This is a genomic window from Oscillospiraceae bacterium MB24-C1, assembly GCA_030913685.1.
Taxonomy (GTDB): Bacteria; Bacillota; Clostridia; order Oscillospirales; family Ruminococcaceae; genus Yanshouia.
This window is the reverse complement of the sequence record CP133187.1, coordinates 1,692,254-1,715,004: the sequence shown is the minus strand read 5'-3', so window position 1 is coordinate 1,715,004 and position 22,751 is coordinate 1,692,254. Positions and strand designations below refer to the sequence as shown.

The 22,751-nt window shown below is 50.8% G+C and carries 19 protein-coding genes and 1 tRNA gene; 11 read left to right on the top strand and 9 right to left on the bottom strand.

Features of this window, described 5'->3' with window-relative positions; translation table 11 throughout:
* Positions 1-16: 16 nt before the first annotated feature.
* Entirely contained in the window at positions 17-862 is an 846-nt protein-coding gene (locus RBH76_08185; protein WMJ82717.1) for a ParB/RepB/Spo0J family partition protein, read from the bottom strand.
* 16 nt (positions 863-878) lie between these two features.
* Positions 879-1,655 carry an AAA family ATPase gene (locus tag RBH76_08180; GenBank protein WMJ82716.1) on the bottom strand — a complete coding sequence of 259 codons (777 nt, stop codon included), beginning with the start codon at positions 1,653-1,655 and terminating at the stop codon, positions 879-881.
* A 227-nt stretch (positions 1,656-1,882) separates the two neighbouring features.
* Here RBH76_08180 and RBH76_08175 point away from each other — a divergent pair, with 227 nt between their 5' ends.
* From RBH76_08175 to RBH76_08155, 5 genes are all read left to right on the top strand, one after another.
* Complete coding sequence (locus tag RBH76_08175) at positions 1,883-2,647, top strand: type III pantothenate kinase (protein WMJ82715.1); 765 nt, start codon at positions 1,883-1,885, stop codon at positions 2,645-2,647.
* A 222-nt stretch (positions 2,648-2,869) separates the two neighbouring features.
* Entirely contained in the window at positions 2,870-3,490 is a 621-nt protein-coding gene (locus tag RBH76_08170; GenBank protein ID WMJ82714.1) for an ECF transporter S component, read from the top strand.
* A gap of 279 nt (positions 3,491-3,769) precedes the next feature.
* A complete protein-coding gene (locus RBH76_08165; protein WMJ82713.1) occupies positions 3,770-8,593 on the top strand; it encodes a cytidyltransferase-related domain protein in 4,824 nt (1,607 codons plus the stop codon).
* Between the two features lie 5 nt (positions 8,594-8,598).
* Positions 8,599-9,843, top strand: coding sequence for a lactate dehydrogenase (locus RBH76_08160; protein ID WMJ82712.1), 1,245 nt, complete (start codon positions 8,599-8,601; stop codon positions 9,841-9,843).
* Between the two features lie 12 nt (positions 9,844-9,855).
* A complete protein-coding gene (locus tag RBH76_08155) occupies positions 9,856-10,917 on the top strand; it encodes an NAD(P)H-dependent oxidoreductase (GenBank protein ID WMJ82711.1) in 1,062 nt (353 codons plus the stop codon).
* 114 nt (positions 10,918-11,031) lie between these two features.
* On the opposite strand, the gene RBH76_08150 is transcribed toward RBH76_08155, so the two are convergent.
* The 4 genes from RBH76_08150 to RBH76_08135 form a co-directional block, all read right to left on the bottom strand.
* On the bottom strand, positions 11,032-11,565 hold the full coding sequence (locus RBH76_08150) for a QueT transporter family protein (GenBank protein ID WMJ82710.1): 534 nt from the start codon (positions 11,563-11,565) through the stop codon (positions 11,032-11,034).
* 232 nt (positions 11,566-11,797) lie between these two features.
* Positions 11,798-13,549 (bottom strand): arginine--tRNA ligase, encoded by a 1,752-nt coding sequence (gene argS / locus RBH76_08145; GenBank protein WMJ82709.1) that lies wholly within the window; start codon positions 13,547-13,549, stop codon positions 11,798-11,800.
* A gap of 95 nt (positions 13,550-13,644) precedes the next feature.
* Positions 13,645-14,088 (bottom strand): DUF1934 domain-containing protein, encoded by a 444-nt coding sequence (locus tag RBH76_08140; protein ID WMJ82708.1) that lies wholly within the window; start codon positions 14,086-14,088, stop codon positions 13,645-13,647.
* A gap of 13 nt (positions 14,089-14,101) precedes the next feature.
* Positions 14,102-15,160, bottom strand: a complete 1,059-nt coding sequence (locus RBH76_08135) for a D-alanine--D-alanine ligase family protein (GenBank protein WMJ82707.1) — start codon at positions 15,158-15,160, stop codon at positions 14,102-14,104.
* A gap of 280 nt (positions 15,161-15,440) precedes the next feature.
* Between RBH76_08135 and RBH76_08130 the strand changes: the two genes are divergently transcribed.
* Positions 15,441-18,131 carry a fibronectin type III domain-containing protein gene (locus RBH76_08130; GenBank protein WMJ82706.1) on the top strand — a complete coding sequence of 897 codons (2,691 nt, stop codon included), beginning with the start codon at positions 15,441-15,443 and terminating at the stop codon, positions 18,129-18,131.
* Between the two features lie 210 nt (positions 18,132-18,341).
* Here RBH76_08130 and RBH76_08125 read toward each other — a convergent pair whose 3' ends face one another.
* Together RBH76_08125 and RBH76_08120 are read right to left on the bottom strand one after the other, a co-directional pair.
* Complete coding sequence (locus RBH76_08125) at positions 18,342-18,932, bottom strand: ECF transporter S component (protein WMJ82705.1); 591 nt, start codon at positions 18,930-18,932, stop codon at positions 18,342-18,344.
* 48 nt (positions 18,933-18,980) lie between these two features.
* Positions 18,981-19,844, bottom strand: coding sequence for a pyridoxamine kinase (locus RBH76_08120; GenBank protein ID WMJ82704.1), 864 nt, complete (start codon positions 19,842-19,844; stop codon positions 18,981-18,983).
* Between the two features lie 328 nt (positions 19,845-20,172).
* Here RBH76_08120 and RBH76_08115 point away from each other — a divergent pair, with 328 nt between their 5' ends.
* Entirely contained in the window at positions 20,173-20,364 is a 192-nt protein-coding gene (locus RBH76_08115; protein ID WMJ82703.1) for a hypothetical protein, read from the top strand.
* A 105-nt stretch (positions 20,365-20,469) separates the two neighbouring features.
* On the opposite strand, the gene RBH76_08110 is transcribed toward RBH76_08115, so the two are convergent.
* On the bottom strand, positions 20,470-20,895 hold the full coding sequence (locus RBH76_08110; protein ID WMJ82702.1) for an NUDIX domain-containing protein: 426 nt from the start codon (positions 20,893-20,895) through the stop codon (positions 20,470-20,472).
* 216 nt (positions 20,896-21,111) lie between these two features.
* Here RBH76_08110 and RBH76_08105 point away from each other — a divergent pair.
* The 4 genes from RBH76_08105 to RBH76_08090 all read left to right on the top strand — a co-directional run bounded on the left by RBH76_08105 (position 21,112) and on the right by RBH76_08090 (position 22,750).
* Positions 21,112-21,188, top strand: a tRNA-Arg gene (locus RBH76_08105).
* A 103-nt stretch (positions 21,189-21,291) separates the two neighbouring features.
* Positions 21,292-21,765, top strand: a complete 474-nt coding sequence (locus tag RBH76_08100; protein WMJ82701.1) for a YbhB/YbcL family Raf kinase inhibitor-like protein — start codon at positions 21,292-21,294, stop codon at positions 21,763-21,765.
* Between the two features lie 158 nt (positions 21,766-21,923).
* Positions 21,924-22,313 (top strand): MmcQ/YjbR family DNA-binding protein, encoded by a 390-nt coding sequence (locus RBH76_08095; GenBank protein ID WMJ82700.1) that lies wholly within the window; start codon positions 21,924-21,926, stop codon positions 22,311-22,313.
* Positions 22,310-22,750 carry a DUF188 domain-containing protein gene (locus tag RBH76_08090; protein ID WMJ82699.1) on the top strand — a complete coding sequence of 147 codons (441 nt, stop codon included), beginning with the start codon at positions 22,310-22,312 and terminating at the stop codon, positions 22,748-22,750. Before RBH76_08095 ends, RBH76_08090 begins: the two co-directional genes overlap by 4 nt.
* The last annotated feature ends 1 nt before the right edge of the window (position 22,751 follow it).

Genomic DNA, 22,751 nt, shown 5'->3' with positions numbered 1-22,751 from the left:
TTTTTAAAGTAATTTGTTATTTCCCCAGCTTTTCGCCCAGCTCGCGCAGCTCTTCGTCCGAGTAGAACTCCAGCACCAACTCGCCCTTACCCTTGCCTTTGGAGATAACCTTGACCCGACGGGAGAGGGTATCTTTTAAAGCCAGCTCCATCTCACGATAAAATGACGGGGTGAGCGGGGGCGCCTTTGGCGCAGGGGGTGCTTTTAACATCTGTTTGACCAGCTGTTCGGTCTGGCGAACTGATAACGCCTGCGAAACAACGCGGTTGGCCGCCTCCAACGCATCTTTCTCATTCAGTGGCAGCAGCGCACGAGCGTGCCCTGAAGAAAGGTTGCCCTTTTCAAGCATGGCTAATACTTCCTTGGGCAAACTCAATAAACGAAGCGCGTTGGCGACGGCCGATCGAGATCGACCGACCCGCTGTGCAATGCGCTCCTGTGTCATCGAAAAGGTTTCCACCAGTGTGCGATAGCCTAGTGCTTCTTCAATCGGGTTTAAATCGGCGCGTACGAGGTTTTCGACCAGAGCCACCTCAAAAGCCTGTTCGTCGGTCAGCTCGCGGATGATTACCGGCAGCTCTGATAGCCCCGCAATGCGCGAAGCACGCCAGCGACGTTCGCCCGCAACAATCTGATAGCGCCCGTTTGGACGTGGGCGCACAACCAACGGTTGCAAAATGCCGTGTTCTTTAATAGATTCAGCAAGCTGCGAAAGTGCCTCAGGAGAAAACTCCTTTCGAGGCTGATCCTGATTCGGCTCTATCTCGCCGATGGCAAGGGTAGAAACCGAAACATCGGCGGTGTCGTTATCGGCGAACAGCGCCTCTAACCCCTTGCCAAGGCCGCGCTTAGGTTTTGCCATAGCATTCACATCCTCATTATTTTAATGCATCAGGGTGATTTTTAAGTATTTCTTGGGCCAGCTCACAATAGGCGGCGGTGCCTTTTGAAACACGGTCGTAATAAAGCACCGGCATGCCGAATCCCGGCGCTTCTGAAAGTCGGACATTGCGGGGAATGACCGTTTTGAATACTTTTTTGGGGAAGAATTTTTTGACTTCATCCACCACCTGTAGTGTCAGGTTTAACCGACCGTCATACATAGTGAGCAGCACGCCCTCAATGTCGATTCTCGCGTTATACAGCCGCTTGACCTGACGGACCGTCGCCATAAGCTGCGAAAGCCCCTCCAGTGCATAATACTCACACTGAATGGGGATCAAAATGGTGTCAGAAGCGGTTAGCGCGTTTAGCGTGACCAGCCCGAGTGAGGGCGGACAGTCTATTAGAATATAGTCATAGCTTTCTTTAATCGGCAGAATAGCTGAACGCAGCCTATAAACGCGCTCTGGCAAATCGACAAGCTCTATTTCAGCGGCGGCAAGTTCAATACCGGCCGGCAGGATGTCCACCTTTTTAAATGGGGTAGTTAGTCTGATTTCATCTGCCCGTGCGCCTTCAACCAAAAGATGATAGGTGGACTTTTTCAGATCCTTTTTGTTCACGCCGAAGCCGCTGGTGGAATTGCCTTGCGGATCAGCGTCCACCAAAAGCACCCTTTTTCCAATGTCTCCGAGCGATGCGGCCAGATTAACTGCGGTGGTGGTTTTGCCCACGCCGCCCTTTTGGTTGGTGACAGCGATGACACGGCCCATTAGCATCCCTCCGTTGCTTGATGCCATTCTCCCATCAAAGGGGAGAACAGCTAAAATATCAATTTCATAAGTAGTGTTTATTATAGCATAAATCTGATAATAACGCCAGATTTGGCATAAAATTAGCAAATTTTAATCACGTTTGCCCAATAAGGCTATTTCTTGACAAAAACGACGTACAGGGCGTATTATTGGAATGCACAAAAATCCACTGCGGAGGCACGTTTATGATTCTAACTATAGATATCGGCAACTCCAACATTGTTTTTGGAGTACACAAGCAGGAGGGACTGGTGTTCTCTGCTCGTATAAAAACCGATCCACTGCGCACCGATACCGAGCACGCGGTGCTGCTTTTTAATATTTTTGCGTTGCATGACATCGACGCTAAAGCGCTGACCGGCGCGGCGATTTCTTCGGTGGTACCAAACCTGACCTCGGTAATGAAGCAGGCCATCAAAGTGATCTGCGATATTCCGGTTCTGGCGGTCGGCCCAGGTGTCAAGACTGGGCTTAATATTCGCATAGATGACCCGAGCACGCTGGCAGCCGACCTCTGCTGCACAGCGGTGGGCGCAATGACCAAATATCCATTGCCCGCGATCATTATTGACCTCGGCACGGCGACGAAGATTACTGTTGTGGATGCAAACAAGGCTTATATCGGCGGCGCGATTGCCCCTGGCGTGCTGGTATCCCTGGGCGCATTGACTAAAAGCACTGCGCTGCTACCTGCAGTGGGCCTTAGCAGTGAGCTCAAGGTTATCTGCACCGAAACGGTGGATGCCATGATGTCCGGCAGTATTCTGGGCACGGCCTCAATGGTGGATGGCATGATCGACCGCTTTTCCGAGGCACTGGGCGAGGTTAAAACCGTCGTAGCTTGCGGCGGGCTGGCTAATGCCGTTATTCCCCACTGCAAGCGCAATGTGACCATTGACAACGATCTGCTGTTAGACGGCCTTTTAACCATTTACAAGAAAAACGTGTAACAAGCCTGCGCTGCGGGCGGATTATAAATAATGCGTCGCATCCCATTGATACTGTGGGCCCAATAAAAAATGGTTTCTTTGCGACAGATTTTGGGTTTTGCATCGTCGGCGGTAGGCGGTAGCCCGTTTTCCTCTTCGCCCTTGCTAGACGAAAATCTGTCTATTAAGTTATTCAATTTTTAATGGGGCGGTATAAGGTGAGCGGCAGCGAGGAGAATAACAATGTCAAACTTAAAGAAAAAGCACGGCGCGAGCAAAATGGTACGTACGGCATTGCTGACGGCAATCATTTTTGTAATGGCCTTTACACCGCTGGGATATTTTAAAACCGGAGGTTTGAGTATCACGCTGTTGTCTGTGCCAGTGATTATCGGCGCAATTGTTATGGGGCCGATGACGGGGGCTGTCCTGGGGCTGGCGTTTGGTGTGACATCGCTCATCCAATGCTTTGGGCTTGAGCCTTTTGGTACTGCACTGATGGGGATCAATCCTGTCGGTACGATTTTAACCTGTCTCGTGCCCCGTGTAATCATGGGCTTTTTAACCGGTGTTGTTTTTGCAGCGCTTTCACGGATGGACAAAAAGAAACTGTTGTCATTTGCGGCCACCAGCTTTCTAGGCGCACTGTTTAACACCCTGTTTTTTATGACCTTTCTGGTTTTGTTCTTTTATAAAACCGATTTCATACAGAAAATTGTCACCGGAATGGGGACGAGAAGTGCCTTTTCATTTGCACTGGCTTTTGTCGGCATCAACGGATTGATCGAGGCGGTAGCCTGCTGCGTGCTGGCGGGGGCCATTTCTAAGGCGCTGTGTACTGTCGCCGTACGACAGCGGCTTTAATAGCGAAAAAGATGTAGACATAAACCCCAACTGAATATAAAATAAAAAATGCGCTGGTCAATGCTGTTTGAAAAACGGTATTGGCCGGCGCATTTCTTAATCTGCAATATTTTCAATGCACGCTTGGTTTAAATCAACGTTTTGCGTTGAGATTTTTCGTGTACTTCCCTTTTCTCGCGCCGGTGGGTGCGTTATAATAGTATTAGTCTATCATCGGTTTCTGGTGCCCGGCGTTCTAGAATTAAACCGCTTGCCTGTGCAGGCAGTTTGGAGGATACCATGGAAGATCAATTCGACCGACATGTTGGCACACGCGTTTTTCAAGCGCTGATTGATAAAAGTTTTTTAAATAGGCTGAACATGTCGGCGCGATCGGCTACGATTTTGTTTGAGCGCGTCGACTGGGTGCAGGCGCTGTCTGCCCTGCTGCCCATTCAGCGACGAATGACCTGCGGCGAAGTTCTGGCCGTTGTCCGTCCTCTTTTGGACAGCATTGCGCCCGAACCGCGCGAAGGATGGCTCGACTGCGCCTATCAGGTTGCCAATGCACTGCAGTTCTCACAGACCGAGGTGTTGCAAGATGATCGGCAGTGGGACGGTGCGCTGTGCTATCTGCGTGTTTTGCAGCAGGTGTTTGAAGAAGAGCGGGTATCGTTGCCCTTTTCGTCACAATTTGATTTTGCTTTTTGCACCAAAGAGGAATTGGAAGGCAATGATAGCGCCGATGAATACCGCCGGTTTTGTGGATGGTTCAAAGAAGTTTTTGTTTATGAACTATTGCGGCTAGGGCACGAAACCACCCCGTTTCGAACGCTGGAGCATATCGCGGGGGTACACCATGTGGCCATGACTTGCGCGCGGGCTTTTCATGCCGGCGGCGGGCTGGTCGATTTACCGTTGCTGTCGGCAGCGGCTGCCGTTCACGACATCGGCAAATTCGGCTGCAAGGCCGGCGAGCGGGTACCCTACCTGCATTATCATTATACCGACATTTGGTGCGCCCGGCGTGGGCTGGGTGACATCGGCCGTATTGCGGCCAACCATTCGGTGTGGGATCTTGAGATAGAGAATTTGTCCTCCGAATCGCTGTTGCTGGTTTATGCTGATTTTCGGGTCAAGCAGTCCCGCGATGTAAATGGGCACGAAATTTCTCAGATATTTTCTCTCGCCGATTCTTTTGAGGTTATTTTGCAAAAACTTGATCATGTCGACGCAGCCAAGCGTCGTCGATATCAGTTCGTTTATGCCAAGCTACATGATTTTGAAGAATATATGCGCTCATTCGGGGTGGACACGACGCTTGCGTTGCCAGCTGTGCAGCCCGCGCCTGTCAAGGATGCAGCGCTAATGAGCATGGATGAGGCGGTGGCGGCGCTGCGATACCGTGCTGTGGATCACAACATCCGCCTGATGCATCGGCTGGGACATGACCAGTTGTTTGGTAACATTCTTGAGGCCGCCCGCAGTGAGAAATCTCCCGATCGGCTTAGAGCCTATGTTTCGGTCTTTGAAGAATATTTTACCTATTGGAGTACTGCGCAAAAGGAACAGATGCTTTCTTTCTTGTATGAGTTGCTCATGTACCCGGACGGCGACATCCGCCGACAGGCGGCATCTTTGATTGGCCGCATTCTGGCAGGGTTTCATTCCGGTTATCGCAAAGAACAGCCCACCGGGTGTGAACCGGCTCCGGGCGACACCCGTCACTATGAGCTGTGGTGTGATTATTTTAACCGGCTCATCTATCCTGACAGTCGGCTGACACCCCAGCAAATCAGCAAAATACGCTATACGGCCAAGCTTGCCATAGATGCCTTGCTGGACTCCTGTTCCGATACCGATGCCGCTGTCTTTGCCAATGAGCTGTTCGACCATTACGAAAACCCTGCCACAGTTGAACCGGACGCAGCCTTTGCTTTGCTTGACTCTGTTGTCAACATTCCTGCGGCCTTCTGTGGCGCGGAGGAATCGGCCAAGCTGGCCAACTTTGCTATGTGGTGGCTTAGAAAAGGGGAGCTGACCCAAAAGGCGGCCGCATTGCGGCTGTTTAGACATCTGCTTTATATCTTACCCCAGCATGACCCGCTACGCGACGAGATTGCCCACGCGGCTGAAACGGCCGACTGTGAAGGCAGCACTCCGCTACTATTTTTACAGGCATATTTGGGGCGGATGCTTGGGTATGATACCACCGCGCCGGATGGCTTTTTAAGCCGACAATCCGCTGTTTCAAACATTTTTTTGGACAATCTTAAAACCGCCACTCCCTGGATTATGAAAGCTGTGGGCGTGGAGTACCTGCTCGATCTGATTGAGCAGGGCAATCATACGAATATATTGCACATTGCCACACACTTTTCTAACCTGATTAAGGTGGGAGAAAACGTAGTTGTACGCCGAATGGCTGGAACTTCGTTATTGGCCATGGCACCCGAGTTGACGCCGGAGCGTCGCAATGAAATCGCCGTTGAACTCTCAAAAGCGCTGGAAACAGGGCAGTCTGAGCTTTCCAAATACATTCCGGACTATCTGGGGCGCTTTTCGCTGTGGCTGCCACCTCGAGAGCTTGACGAGCTGATCGACCAGATGGAAAATCTGCTTTGTGCAGCCAGCAGCGTTGCGGTTACTGCCGCGCTGGATACGGTGGGGGCCATATTAGCAGGCTATGCGGTTTACGCCAGTCGGTTTCAACAGGACGCCGCTACGCTGACCAACCGGCGCAACCGGTTGGCGGGGCTGCTCCTAAAAGGGCTGGCCTCTTATCGTGAGCCGGTGCGACAGGAGACGCTGCGTATTCTGGGCGAGGAGCTGTTTGCTTCCAAAGTGATGACCTATGCGGATAAGTCTGCGTTGTTTGTTTTGGTGGCTAAAAAACTGCTTTGTCTCATCAGTGAGAACGGGGAACGGGAGCTGACCTTTTTTTACACTGCCGCCGCACTGTCCCACGTCTATCGTTTTTTGGTGCTTTATAAAATAGAGGATGGGCCGTTTTGCTTTTCGCCACCGGAGCGTGTCGCTTTTTTTCCGGGTACTTTTGATCCTTTTTCAATCTCCCACAAGGGGATTGTGCAAAGCATTCGTGACCTAGGATTCGAGGTCTATCTCGCCGTTGACGAGTTTTCCTGGTCAAAAAAGGCGCAACCCGCACTTGTTCGCCGCCAGATTGTCAACATGTCGGTGGCGGATAGCTTTGACGTTTATTTGTTTCCGCACGATCTGCCGGTAAATTTGGCTAACCCAAGCGATCTTGACCGTCTGCGACAGGTTTTTGCCGGACGTGATCTATATCTGGCGGTAGGCAGTGATGTGGTGGCCAACGCTTCGTCCTACAGAGCCACTGCCGTTCCCGGTTGTGTTCAGGAGATGAACCATATTGTTTTCCGCCGTGTTAGCAGTGCTGACGGGCCGGAGACAGAGGCCGATCTACGATGTATTCGCGGCAAGGTGCTGCAATTACAGCTACCTCCTTATTTGGAGGATATCAGCTCCACCAGAATCCGCGAAAATATCGACTTGGGACGAGACATCTCCAATTTGATCGACCCCATCGTCCAGGACTATATCTACCGCCATAGCCTATATCTGCGCGAACCGCAGTATAAGCGCCTTTATCGCGCCGGACATCTCGAGTTTTTGCCCACCCAGCACCCCGACGACGCTCAGCGCGCCGAATTACTAGCTGCCGTTACTTCGGGGAAAAAACGTCCCCCGTGCTTTGACCTGCGCGATGATGTCATCGTTTTGCGCGATACCGGAAACGGTGAGCGTATTCTGGGTTATCTGACAATGCGGATTGTCAGCGCCATCAACTTATACGACGCGCTGCAGGACGACAGGCTCACCAATTATGTGCGGAAACACACTGCAGGCCGTATTTTGCTGCTGACTGGTCTGCATTTGGTGCGCCATTCCAACACCAGTTATAACATCGGTCAGCTGTTGATGACCGAGGCGCTTTCCCGCGCAATGGGCGAGGATTGTGGTTATGCCGTGTATTATCCAACTAATCGCAAAAATGACAGCGCCGTTATCAATCTGTTGCGACGTCAGGGTTTTGTCAAAGCGGAGGTGGGCGGTGACAGGCCGTTGTTGCTGGTGGATATGCGCTCACCCGTTGTGCTGATTCAAAATTTGGCAACCACACTCAAAGAGCCCTTTTCATCGAGCACAAACGTCCTTGATGCCATTAGGCAGGCGCACATCCGCATGCAAGAGGCGCTGACAGGCCTTTATCCCGGCACTTTATTGCTGTCATTAAACGCCGAGGTTATCTATCATCGGCTCGTGCAAAAGATTGTTGAGGCAAACCATGTGCCAGCAGAGCCGACTGTTCCTCGGGTGCTGGGTGAAAAGATGTGCGTACCCTTTGGTAAAATTCTGCGCGGTAATGCTATTCCGAACACTGTAACCAAAACGATTCACACCGATAAGGTTTTTGCGCAGGATTTACGCTCATTTGACATTGAAGCATTTCCGGGCTATGCACCGCTCGAAAGCCAGATACGCACCATAAAATCTTTTTGCCGCCCGGTGATTCTTGTAGATGATCTGCTCCATTCCGGTAACCGCATCAATGCCCTATCTCCGCTGCTCGAGCATGAGAATATTGCCATCGACCGTGTACTGGTGGGGGTGATGAGCGGCGAGGGCCGCGATTTGATGCGTACCAAGGGTATGAAGGCCGATTGTGTCTATTTTGTGCCGAACCTCCGGGCGTGGTTCGTCGAATCGACCATGTATCCATTCATCGGCGGAGACACGGTTGGTCATGACGAGCCTTCGGTTCCCGGTCTAACACCGGCCATTAATCTTGTGCTGCCCTATGCGTTCCCTCGGTTTTATAAGGAATGTAGACGCGATGCAGTTTTCAAATTTTCGCAAGTCTGCATAGAAAATTCCCGGGACATCATAAAAGTGTTGGAGAGCGAATTTCGCAGTCGGTTTGCGCGTAACCTGACGCTTTCTCGCTTGAGCGAAGCGGTCATTCTGCCGCTCTCGCCAGACAAGGGCAGCTGTCTTTATTACGACCCAAATCTGCCTGCTTCCACCTATCTGGAAAATGACCTTAAAATGCTGTTAAGAATGCGCGATGTATTGGAGTGATAAAAATGTATTATTATCAGGGAAATGACCGAACCTACGCGGCATTGTCGCCAGACCTACCGTTACAAAAGGTGGCAAATCCGAACGCGATGCAACCGCTGGCCTTTTTGTTTGATGCACCGCCCGAAAATCGACGGGCCACGTTTTGCGTGACCGACTCCAAACAACTCATGGCGCCGGAGTCGGTCGCATGGCTCGACCCCGCCCGCATCGCCGACAACGGGGCGAAAGTACCCGCAGATATTCTGAACCGCATTGAACAGCGCGCGCTGGCTGCGGTCAATATCCGGCATCCGCGCTGGCGCGAGGCTATCGATATGACGGCGTTTAAACCAAAGCGCAATCGCGTCCATCTGTTGGCGGTGGGCGATGTGGGCGGCACCCTGCTTACCGGTTTAAAGCTGCTGGGGGGTGACTGTATCGAAACCATTGGCATCTGCGACCTGAATTCCAACACGGTAGCCCGTTGGACAGCGGAGATGAGCCAGATCGCCTGGCCATGGGACTATGACGCGCTGCCCAATGTGGAAGCGGTCGATATGGCAAATTTGTTTGATTGTGACGTTTTTATCTTTGCAGCTACTAAAGCGATCCCCGCTGTTGGGAGCGCCGTTAAAGATGTGCGGATGGCACAGTTTGCTGCTAACCGCGCCATTGTTGAACACTACGCCAAATTGGCACGCAGCGCAAATTTTAAAGGACTATTTATCGTACTCTCCGATCCCGTTGATCCGTTATGTAAAGCGGCGTATCTCGCCTCCAATCAGGAAGAAGACGGCGCTTGGGACGGGCAGGGTCTACTGGCTGAGCAGGTGCAAGGTTTTGGCCTCGGGGTGATGAATGCTAGAGCTGCCGCACTGGCCAAACAGGAAGAGAGATTCCGTAGCTTTTTAACCGAGGGGCGAAGCTTTGGCCCCCATGGCGAGGGATTGGTGATCGCAAACTCGCTTGAATCTTATGACGACACAATTTCCCAGGAATTAACCGAAATGGTGAAAACCGCCAACCTTCGTATTCGCGAAATAGGCTTCAAGCCCTATGTGGCGCCGGCGCTTTCTTCGGGTGCGTTCCAGTTGCTACTGACACTGCGCGGGCAGTGGCACTGTGGCTCGGTCTGTCTAGGTGGCGTATGGTTTGGCTGCCGCAATCGTTTTACCACAACTGGAATTGAAATCGAAGGTCTGGCGCTGCCGGACGTCCTGTATAAAAGACTGTTGGAAACACAGCAGACACTCTCCGCAATCATTTAAGGAGATGGTTTAATGTCGGAGCGAATTCTGACCGTTATCTGCCCCGAAGACACCACGTCAGGGCGGTTTATTGAGACGCTGGAGGCGGCTGCAAAGGGTCACCGCACTGAAATTCTTACTCGATTGGATGCCGACCTGCCACTGCATAATCGGTGTATTTTGTTCGCGGTATCGCTGGATAAAGCCGGTATCAACCCGACGCTGTGTCAATTGTTGTCGCTGCTTAGGGGCTGCCCAGCGTATCTTCAGGATAGCGTAGCAGGCGTTTTGGTCGATGGAGCAGGCGAACTTTACACCAAGGCAGTAGGGCGCGATTTGGTATTGGCGGCCAATGGGGCCGGGTGTATTTTCCCCGGTCGCCCGATGGTAGAGGCCATCGGTTCGCTACACAACTTTGCAGTTCAGGCTAAAAACGCCGGATGCACATTGGAAACAGCTTATCGATTGGCGGTTGGCGATCTCATCGACCGCATTCTGAGCTTTGAGCCGCCGAGGCAGGTGCATCCCAAAGTTTTGGTACTACACGCCTCCAGCTACAAAACCTCCAATACAATGGCACTTTGGAGCCAAGTGAAACAAGCACTACCGCCGAACTGCGACATCACCGAAATCGGCCTGCGCAATGGCACGATGGAGGATTGTTCCGGTTGCCCCTACACCATGTGCCTACACTTTGGCGAAAAGGGCGAGTGTTTTTACGGTGGCGTGATGGTGCAAGAGGTTTATCCTGCCATCCGCGAGGCCGATGCCCTCGTGATGCTGTGTCCGAATTATAATGATGCGCTGTCCGCCAATCTTACTGCCTGCATCAACCGACTCACTGCGTTATATCGCACCGCATCCTTCGACCGCAAGGCTTTGTTTGGAGTTGTGGTGTCGGGTTACTCCGGCGGCGATATTGTAGCGGCGCAGCTTGTTTCGGCGCTATGCATGAATAAAGGGTTCTGGTTGCCGCCGGATTTTTGCCTGATGGAAACCGCCAACGACCCCGGTTCAGCTTTAAAGCTGCCGGGTATTGAGGAGAGACTGGCTCGCTTCACACAAAAAATGCTCAACCACCTATTAGAACAATAGGCATAGGACAAAACATGCAGGGTTTTTTTCTCAAAGTTATATTCAATTTTTCAAATTCTAAATAATTTAACGCCGATGCAAATCAATTGCACCGGCGTTTTAAATAGACGCATATTATTCTTTTTCAAACAGCTTTTTATCGAGTCCAGCGCGTTCCAGCGCCCAGATAAGCATTAGCCCCAATATGGTACAGGATACAAGCTGCCCCAACCCCACCTGAAAAATATTGAACCATAGCAGCGGAGAATTCAGTGTGTTTGTCTCGGCAAAGGTCAGCTCTGCGCCAATTACGATAGCGTTGACAACCACAGGCGGCAGCGAAGCCAGTACCGGCAAACCCTTTATGCGGTATTTGCGCAAACCCCGAGTCATCAGTGCGGCAATCAGTGTGGCTGCGGTGCCAAACAGGATATCGGCAGCGCCGAGAATGTTTGCACCAGCTGCGACACCGTAAATGTTGGTGATCAGGCAGCCCAGCGTTACACCGGGAATGCCCAGCGTAGTTAGTACTGGTAAGAGGGTGAGCGCCTCAGATATGCGCGCCTGCACTGCGCCAAAGGCCAGCGGAAGAAAGGCAATGGAAATAACAGCGTAAAGCGCTGCAATCATTGCACAACGAACGAGATTACGTGAGGAGATTTTTTTCATGGGTGCCTCCAAAACATGACGCGGACAGCGGTGAATTTTATGGCAAGACCATACGCTTATCCGCGCGTTGTGCAAAAATGGCACAACGACACGGCGTACGGAAAGCTGCCACCATTCCCGATATACGCCTGAGCAGTATACTAGCGCAAATGCGTTGATTTGTCAATTGGTAAAGCTTAATGAACGTAGAAGAAAGAGAGGCGCGGCAAATGCCACGCCCCTCTCCGACCCCTTACATCGTTTCGGGGATATAAATTTTTAGCATAGTCAGTACATTTTTAATTGTCTGACCAGTTGCAAGACAGAGGTTTAAACGTGCCTGCATCAGGCATTCGTCGTTGACCTTACAGCGGCAGGAGTTATAGAATTTGTGGAAGCGGGTAGCCGTCTCAATGGCAAAGTGAGTTAGCCGCGCGGGGTCATAGTTTTTGGCCGCCGCGATAATTTCCTCGGGGAAAGCGGCCAACGCACGAATCAGCTCGCGTTCCTCTGGTTCTTTGAGCAGTAATAGTTCGTTTGTGCAACACTGCCGGGGCTCAACGCCCTCGGCGGCCAGATTCTTAGCAATCGAACAGATGCGCGCGTGGGCGTATTGAACGTAATAAACCGGGTTTTGATTTGACTGCTCCACTGCCAGATCAAGGTCAAAGTCAAGCTGGGAGCCAGGCTCGCGCATGTTGAAGAAGAACCGCGCGGCGTCAATCGGAACATCGTCCAGCAGATCGGAGAGGGTGATGGCGTTACCGGTACGCTTACTCATACGCACCAGTTCGCCGCCGCTGGTCAGACGCACGAGCTGCATAAGCACAATATCGAGCTTGTCCCCACCGACGCCCAACGCATCGAGTGCGCACTTTAAGCGCGCCACATGACCGTGGTGGTCGGCTCCCCAAACGTTAATGCACTTTTCATAGCCGCGGTCTACAAACTTGTTGGCGTGGTAAGCGATATCGGCAGCAAAGTAGGTTGGGAAACCGTTGGCGCGCACCAATACGTCATCTTTTAGCTCAAGTTGGTCAATTTGTTTCTGGCTCTTACCCTGCGCCAAAAGTGCCTTGGTTTGCACCTCGGCGTTTTTATACCAGATCGCGCCATCCTTCTCATAGGTATAGCCGCGTGCAGTCAATGTTTCGACCGCCTTTTTAACCGCCCCCGATTCGTGTAGCGACGTCTCAGAAAACCAGCAATCAAAGCTGATTCGGTAACGCGTAAGGTCGGTTTTCATTTTTTCTATATTTTTGGGCAGCGCAAACTCAACCAGCGCCTGCTTACGCGAGGCGGAATCTAGGTTTAAAAGCTTGTCCCCGTTTGCTTCAATATACTGTTCGGCGCGCATTTTGATGTCCGCACCATGGTAGCCATCTTCAGGGAACGGTACGTTTTCTTCACCCTGATAATACTGAAGGTACCGCGCTTCCAACGACTTAGCGAACTTCTCAATCTGGTTGCCCGCGTCGTTGATCAAAAATTCGCGTGAGACATTATACCCGGCGGCATCCAGCGCCGCGGCCAGTCCGTCGCCAATAGCGGCGCCACGAGCATTGCCCATATGCATCGGGCCGGTGGGATTAGCCGAGACAAATTCCACCATCACCTTTTTGTCGCCGCCAAAATCGGTACGGCCGTAGGCGTCGCCTTCGGCTTGGATTCTGGACACCACGTCGGCAAACCAACTGTCGGAAACAAAGAAGTTAATAAAGCCGGGGCCCGCAACCTCTGCACGAGAAAAGTGAGTTCCCTCCAGCATAAGGTTGTCAATAATGGTCTGTGCAATGACGCGTGGGGGCTTGCCGAAGCTGCGTGCGCCCGCCATGGCGGCGTTTGTAGCAAAGTCACCGTGCGTCGGGTCTGCGGGCTGCTCGATCAAAAACGAGGGTAGTCCATTAGCTGGTGCGGGCAGGTCACCCTTATTGATAGCTTGTTCTATCGCGTTTGAGACGAGGACGCGCAGCGCCTCGCTCGTGAGAGAAATCGGTCCTAACATAAGTTACACTCTCCTGTGTTTTTATGGCATGCGCAATGTTACGCATATCCGTCGCCGCTCAAAGTTGCTAAAACGCGTGGTAGGTGCCAATAGACTCAATTGGCCTCCGGCTGTTTGCATCCTTGAGGTAAAACCTTAATAATTACGCGGTTTTCGCTAGCCAGCGCGGTATTGACATCCATCGCGTAAGAAAAATCAACTTCGCCGCCATCGTCCGACAGTGTTGAGCGGATGTCCCGCCCATTGATGCCCACCATAATGGCGCCGTAGCCAGTGTCGTAAGAGCACTGGTGACGACAGCCTTTTTCCACGACAAGCTGTGAGTTGGTCAGCCCCGTGCGCTGCATGGTCACGCGGCCCTGTTCAACATGCAGGGTGGTGCGGTGTCCCTCAAAGCCGGTGGTCTCGGTTTCATCATAGCTCAGCCAATAACCGTCATTTTTTTTATAAAAATCACCACAGGTTAAAAGCTCTACAACATCTCTTTCGCCGTTGACGTTATAGATGCCCTTAATGGTAATCATAGCTTCCTTTTTCAAGATAATGTCTCCTTTAAGCGCCGGATTTTTCGATGAGCGCCAGTTCGATCAGACGAGTAATCACCTCGCCGTAGGTCATGCCGGAGGCAATCATCATTTTGGGGTACATACTGATGGAGGTAAAGCCCGGCAGTGTATTGATCTCGTTGAGCAGAACTGAACCGTCCTTCTTGACAAAGAAATCGACGCGCGAAAGGCCTCGGCAGTTCAACGCGCGATAAGTCGTGAGAGCCAACTCGCGAACGCGTGCGGCGCTTGTCTCAGGGATGCAGGCCGGAATGAACAGCTTGGCATGGTCGTTTTTATATTTGGTGTCATAGTCATAAAAGCCGTCCGGGCTGACAATTTCGCCGGTGGTGGGGGCGATGGGTTCGAGGTTGCCCATCACAGCGCACTCCACTTCATGAGCGGTCACCAATTCTTCAACGATAACGCGGCGATCTTCGGCAAAAGCTAATTTCAATGCGGCAAAAAGCCCCTCAGCGTCGTTGGCCCGCGAACAGCCTACCGACGAGCCGGAATTGGCGGGCTTAACAAAGCAGGGATATCCCAACGCTTTAGCCACGCGACGTTCAACCTCGGCGAGATCTTCTTCGCGGCAGACCAACTGCCATTTGGCCATCGGCACACCGGCCTGTTCGGCGATGATGTGGGTGTAGACCTTGTCAAAGCTAAGAGCCGAAGCGGTTACGCCGCATCCGATAAAGGGGATGCCCGAAAGGGTCATCAACCCCTGCAATGCGCCATCCTCGCAGTTTTGTCCGTGAACAGCGGGGAAAATCACATCAATTTTTACGGTGCGCACACCGTCGGGTTCAAACACGAACAACCCATTCGTTTCGCGATCAGCCGAAAGCATCGCAGGGGTGGCATTTTGCTGCCACTCGTTTGTTGCCAGGCCGTCTGTATCTCCATTATAGAGCAGCCAGCGCCCGTCCTTGGTGATGCCGACCAACACCGGCTCAAAGCGGCTTCGGTCGATATTGTTGATGATGGATGTCGCGCTTCGCAGCGACACTTCATGCTCATTGGAAACGCCACCGAATAAAATTAGAACAACTGTCTTGTTCATAAATTATCACCTCATTATGGTATTCTATTCTAGCACAACCGGTGCGATTACACAATAAAAAAGCGGGTTCTGTAAAGGTTTTGTGGCCAAACAATGCAATTTTGGGCAAATGACTGTAAAAACGATAAAATGCGAGTTGATTTTTTCTTTTTAGATGAAAAAATTTTCCTTTTATGTTACACTAATTAGGTGTAAACAATCTGATAAATGTCGGTTTTCAGAATACGTCATTTTAAAATAGGGTGGATTAGGCGGCCTGATCACGACGGAGGGGGTCCTTATGAGAGATATGGCAAATCCGCGCGGTGGAAGAAAACAGATATGGGTGGTTTTGACGCTCTCGCTTGTTTTAGTGGTTTGTGTTGGCGTGCTGTTGTGGCTTGTCTGGAGCGAGCCCAACGGTTTGCCCGCATCTATTTCTCAAGGGCTGACCTCAGAGTCTGAAGTGTCATCCAGCCGGGCTTCCTCAAGTAGTAAGCCTAAATCTTCATCAAAGAATGATAGCAGTTCATCCCCTTCGCAGGGTAGTACAGTGCCGAGCAGCCGCCCCGTACAGCATAGTAACGAGGGTACACCGACTGGTTCCGGCACTCAAAAAGTGCAGAATTTAACCATTAACGCTGCGCTGACCCATGATGAAAACGCGACTTACTATAATGTGTTCATTAATGCTGACGGCGTCACGCTCAAAAACAAGTTGGTCAAGGGTGACCTTGTAATATCGGAATCTGTGGCAAATGGGACCGTCACGCTTGAAAACATCGTGGTCAAAGGCCGTGTTCTGGTCAACGGTGCGCAGACGGTGACGCTGCACGATGTTACGGCTGTGCGGATTGTTGCGCAACGAGGCAGCGGCACCACGGACTATATTGTCGGTGGCGCCTCTACCATTCATCAGATGACAGCTAAAAACCAGTTGACTATTGACGAAGGCAGTCTTTCGGGCAACTATGCAGGTATCAAAAAAGTGACAACCGAGCGAGGTTCGCCAATGTGGCAACAAGTGACGCTCTCAGATGGCGCGCTTGATGAGGTGACCACAAACGATGCCACCAACCTGATCTTATCTGGGCGTAGTTCTGTGGGGACAGTGATTGCCAATGCCCCCACCCATATCGGAGGCAGTGGACTGGTTAATAACCTCACTGTTTGCAGTGACGACGTCTCATATGAAAGAGAGCCCCGCAACGTGACAGTTAAAGATGACTACGATAAGCCCAGTGAGCAGAACTGGGCGATCGGTCAGACCGAGACGGCGGCAAATGGCGGAGACCATTCGGGCGGGGGCGTACTGACCCTGTCGACGCCACGCAATCTGACGATTACAGCTGCGGAAGAAAGCAGCGCGGTGCTAGCCTTTAATAGTGTCAGCAATGCCACCAGCTATACCGTTATTTATTCGGTGACCAACGGGTCAAGTACTTCGAATATCACTAATAAGCAGCTATCGGTTGATACCAACAGCTGCACCATCACTAATGCGCTCATCGGGCAGGCGGGTACGGTGATCACTTTTAAAGTGCGTGCCGTCAGCAGCTCAAGCCGCTATACCGCATCCGCTTATTCTGACTTTTGCTCAAAAACGGTGACCGTGTTGGGCGCGCCTACAAATCTCCAACTAAACCTGAATGGGAATAAGCTGGCGTTTTCATTTACTGCTGCCCCTAACGCGACGGCCTACAGCCACGAGGCGGTGCTTTCGGTTGATGGTGCAGATATCGCAAGTTTGACGCTGGCGTCGGGCGTGACCTTTGGTGAATTTTCAGGCCTGGCGTCAGGAAAAACCCACACCGTGACAGTGCGAGCCACCGGCGACGAAAATCTGGCCCTCACTTCGGCACCAACCACAGATACTTATGACGTACCACCGCTATCGTCGGCCAGTGGCCTTGCCATTTCAAACGAGGGCGGGGATTTAGCGGTTATCTTTACAGGTGCAGCGGGCATCAGTGACTACACCGTGACGCTGCGCTATGACGGCAGCATACTTCCCGTCGTGAGCCATAGGGCAAACGGGGATGAATACACCTATTTGTTTGAATGCCCATATGCCATTTCAGCAGGCAAAACATATACCGCTTCGGTTATGCCGCAGGGTGGCCTGACAGCGACCGAGACCCGCACAGTTGGGCAGCGTACACAGCCGAGCAATCCCAGAATAACTTCATCGGAGCTGGGCTTGATTACATTTGCCTTTGATAGCATATCAGGTTATAACTATAAGGTGGTCTCAGCAACGAAAAATGGGGTTGCAATACCGGGGATAACGGCATCCAACCTGACCGCGGCGGTGTCCACTGCCGAACACGAAACCTTTAACTTCAGTGTCAAAACCCTGGGCGATGGCATGTTCTTTACCGATAGTGCCCCTGTCTCGGCAAATGCAGTTACGGTGACGAAGCTGCCGGTGCCACTCAGCCCCGCTATCAGCGGTGACCAGAATAATCTGACGTTCAGCTTTAACACCAACAACAGCCATAACACGCACAATGTTGTCATACAGACTTCCACCAATGGTACAGACTGGACGAATCTCTTGTCTGATGTACTGCCGGTCGGTATTACGCAAAAATCGGTTGAGACGCCGGTCACGAGTACGCAGGTCAGATTCAGCGTGACGGCGAAAGCAGCCAACGCCTTGCAGATTGACTCTGACCGTGCAGATTCGCCTGAATTTTCGGTGGTGAAGCTTCAACCGGCGGCCGGGCTTAGCGTCAGCTATGTAACCGACAGCGGATATTATGCTGTGTTTTCATTTGACGAGGTTTTAGGTGCAACCGGTTACACCATTTCTTACACACTGGATGGTATCACTTGGGTAAGCTTGGATCCGGTAAGCAGTAGCGGAGTTGCAGCCGCCCGAGCGAAAATAGCCGATGGCAAAACGGTGAGCAACTTTACTGTTACGGCTCAAGCCATGCCCGATGCCGCACATGTCTATTTGGACTCAACGGCAAACTATTTGCCCTAAGTGGGCGAGCTTGATCATTGCGCACGACAAGAACAACAATTTCCCCGCAGGCCTAACAGGTCTGCGGGGACGTTATTTGATTGCCGAATGATTAAAAACAATCAGCGTTGCTACGCATCAAGAGACGAACAAAAAAGCCTCAGGATGCATCGGTATCCTGAGGCTTTTTAAATAAATGGCATATGGAAAACCTAAAAAGAACGGCCTATATTATTCTTGAGCAGCGTTCTCTGGTCCGGCTGGAAAAAGCTTCTGGTGAATGCCAGAGGCTTTCATGGCCTTTGAAAAAACCGGCAGCAAAATTAAGGCAACGATGACAGCAGTCATGCCATTGACAATCGACGAAGCGCCCTTAATCGCCAGTTTGGTCATTACCGTTTCAATCGGATTTCTAATCAAATAATATTCGTAGATGAAATTTTTAAAAAGGTAGACGACAACATAGCCTAGGCTACCGACAACGGCACCGACAATATTTTTTGTGCGATTTTTCCCATAGCTTTTGCCGCTATGCGCAATGACGCCGACTAAAGCGCCCAGCACGAATTTCATTGCGAAGGTAATAGGTGCCTCAGCTGCGTAAAGCGGGTTGAACAGGTCGTAGAAAAATCCGCCCAATCCGGCGCACAATCCGCCGGGAATTGGCCCTAGCAGCAACCCTGAAAGCACACAAAATACATTTCCAAAATGAATTCGGGTGATATCCCCGATGGGGATAGACAAAAAATTCGCTGCAAAAACCATAGCGGTCAGTACTCCTATCGCCGCGATGCGATAGATAGCGTTAGAAGAACGATTCATAGCGGCTCCTTTCTCCGGGCGGTTGCCCCTTGAGAAAGCGGCACGCCCTTATAACGTTTGATAGTCGGAATAGACCTCGTGGCTGGCCAATTGTCCAAGTAGTGGTTCAAGCATGACGCCAAAACGTGGATCAGTGCCGTAGCCATAAGTAGTTTTGATGGCGGCCTGTGCAAAATGGGTGGCGCGCGCCATCGCCATTGGCAGGCTGTCATTTTGCAACAGTGCGCCGGTGAGCACGGCGGCAAAAAGGTCGCCGGTGCCAGGGTAAGAGGCGGGGACATAATCGCAGGGAATGTACCAGAATGTACCGCGTACGCGGTCGTAGCCAATGTTCACCATCGCTTCGCCCGAGGCCAGCCCCACGCCGGTGATGATCACGTGGTCAGGCCCCAGCTTTGAAAGACGCACCAGCTTGCTTTTGGCTTCGTTTCGGGTCAAGGGGGCACTTTGATAGCTTTCTCCAAGCAGCACGCACGCCTCGGTCAGGTTCGGGGTGATGACGTCGGCCACCGCGACTAGCTCGTGCATGCGCTGTTGCATCAGGGAAGTTATAGTACGGTAAATCTTACCGTGGTCACCCATGACCGGATCTACCACCGACAGCGCGTTGGGGTAGCTCCTGAAAAACTCCATGCAGTGGTCAATCTGCTCTGGCGAATTTAAAAAGCCGCTGTACACACACTCAAAATCAAGCCCCAACTTTTGATAATGTGAAAGCGTAGGAGAGAGATAATCGGTCAGATCATGCAACGCCACTTCGCCCATGCCACCCGTATGGGTGGAAAGTACAGCGGTGGGAACGGGGCATACCTGCATGCCCATAGCGGACAATACAGGGATGATTACGGTAAGTGAGCAGCGTCCAAAGCCTGAAAGGTCGTGAATTGCTGCGATTCGTTGAGGTCGATTCATGAAAATCCTTCTCTCGTTAAATTTATATTACTCATAACAATTGATCAGTGCAAATTGGCTGAACAAACCGAATATTAAGCTTGTATATGTAAAAATACAACTATTTTAATCGTCGGTAAAAGATCAAAATTATGCTATATGCAAAAGAAAATTATGCCTCTCAATTATAAAAAAAAGCTAAAATGCAACTTGCACAAGAGACGCTTTTATGCAAGCGGCCAAATTGTAAATAACATAGAATCGTTTTGGGAGAAACTTTCGCGGCTACCGCGACAATTTTGGCGCAAGCTAGTATCGCCCACAATTTTAAAGTCAAGGAGAAAGTGTTATGAACAGAAACAACATGACGTCCGCCATTACCTCCGCCGCCGTTGGCATAATCGCAGGCACGGCCGCCTACATGATGAGCAACGGCGACACCACCATGCAGCGCCAGACCAAAAAGCTTAAAAGAACAGCGGGTAGAGCGGTGAAAAACGCCGGAATTATTCTTGACAGCGTTTCGCAGATCATGCATTAAATAACGGCGCGCCGGGTAAAAGCAAGGGAGGACGATCTATGTCTTCCCTTGCTCTTTTTTTCATGCCGGGCGCGAAGGGTGGACGATGACATTTATGTTTGCCACTTAACAGACGGCATTTTCTGGTTTTAAATGCGCTTTGGCCATATTTAGAAGGTCTTTATCGTTTTTAAATGTCACGCAGCGGAAAGCCTCGTCCCATTCGACCCATTTTAATTCGCTGATTTCAATCTCTTGACGCACCGCGGGTTCGTTCGGCAGTGCTTTGCCTAAAAAATAAACTACCTGTTTTTTTACGCCAGGCTTTGGATAATATTCTACAGTATGCCGAAAGCCTTGTTGAAGCGAAACGTGCAGGCCGGTTTCTTCGCGTACTTCGCGTAGCGCTGTCTCAACTTCTGTCTCGGCGCCCTCTACATGCCCTTTCGGAAAGGACCAATGCCCGCCGTGCCGATGGCGCAGCAGTAACAGCAGCAGCCGCCCGCTGTCATAACGATATACCAAAGCTCCGCAAGATTTTTCTCTCTTCATGTTTTGCCTCCGTGAAACTACACGTTTATCTTGTCTAATATAACACCTTTTACCCGTTTGGAAAAGAGCTTCAAGTATTTTTAGACGCAAAAGCGAATTGCTTTTATTTTTTTCACAAAAAAATGGGGGATTAAAGCGTGTTGCTTCAGTGGTTGATTCCTTGACAATAACAGCCTGAACATTATATAATCAGCTATGGTTTTTATAAATATTTTTGTCTCCGTAGCTCAGCTGGATAGAGCGTTCGCCTCCTAAGCGAAAGGCCGCGCGTTCGAATCGCGCCGGGGACACCAAGGTCATCAGACTAAAATAGATGCATTTTTGTATCTGCTTTAGTCTGATTTTTATGTTATATTTAGATTGAAGGTGAAAAGCCAATTATTGGAGGATGATGTCATGGGGCAATTAAAGGTTAAGAGCAAAGCGTTTGATCAAGGTGGATGGATACCTATAAGATATACGGCTCGTGGAGCAGATATATCTCCCGATTTTAAAATATATGATATCGTGCCAAATGCAAAATCAATTGCAATTACATTAGATGATGCATCGCATCCTATTTTTCCAAACTATAACCATTGGGTAATATGGAATATACCTATACGGTCGTCTATTCCAGAGGGGATACCCCATGGCAAATATGTGGATTACCTAGGTGCAACTCAAGGTGTTGGCTATGGAAGAAATAAATATAAAGGACCAAAGCCACCGCTTAAATGCATTCATACATATGTGTTTACTATTTATATTTTAGATAGCAACATAAATTTAACCGCCAGTAGTAAAAAAAGAGACCTTTTAAACAAAATTGAGGGACATATATTGCAGCAGGCCACTTTGTCTGGAAAATTTCAAAGCCATAGAGAATGAACATTTGCACATTAAGCTCATAGACGCCCTTAACGGTTAACGCCTGTGCAAGTTTTTATTTGTGGTTAGGGTAGTAACGAGTGGAAAAATGCCCCAGGTCGTGATAAAATTGGTGCAGAAAGCTTAAACTGTGTAGATAAGGAAAAGGGAAGAAAAATATGAATCGCTACGAATGGCTGGATGACTATCTACTATCAAAGCCCGGCACAACCAAGGATTTTAAAGAGGAGTGGCAATGGCTTCGCTATCAGGTGGGTGGCAAGCTTTTTGCCGCCGTAATGCACCCCTCCGATAAATACGACCCCGCCTATGCCGAAAAAGATATTATAAACCTTAAGTGTGACCCGATGCTAGCCGATATGCTGCGCAAAACGCATCAAGAAGTGCTGCCCGGCTTTTACAGCGATAAGCGCTGCTGGAATTCGGTGGATTTGGGCGGCAGTCTTTCTGACGAACAGCTCAGGCAAATGTGCGACGATTCCTATCGCCTGGTCTTTGAGAAGCTGACCAAAAAGCTGCAAAAGGAAATTTTGGAGGATTCAAAGTGAACTGCCGAATTCTCATCGACGCGGACGGATGCCCAGTGGTGGACGAAACGGTGGCATTGGCTAAACAATTTAAAGCACCTTGCCTGATTCTCTGCGACACAGCCCACCGTTTTGAAAAGCCCGGCGCACAGACGTTGGTCTTTTCAAAAGGGGCAGATAGCGTCGATTTTGCGCTGGTCAATCTGGTGCAGCCGGGCGATATTGTGGTGACGCAGGACTATGGCCTTGCGGCGATGTGCCTGGCGCGGGATACGCGGGTAATTAACCAAGACGGCATGACGTATACGCCTGAAAACATAGACGGGTTATTGCTCGCCCGGCACACGGCAAAGAAGATTCGAAACAGCGGCGGACGACTTAAAGGTCCCAAAAAGCGGACGCCGGAGCAGGACGGTGCCTTTGTGTGGGCGTTGACTAAACTTTTGGAGGAGGCGTGAC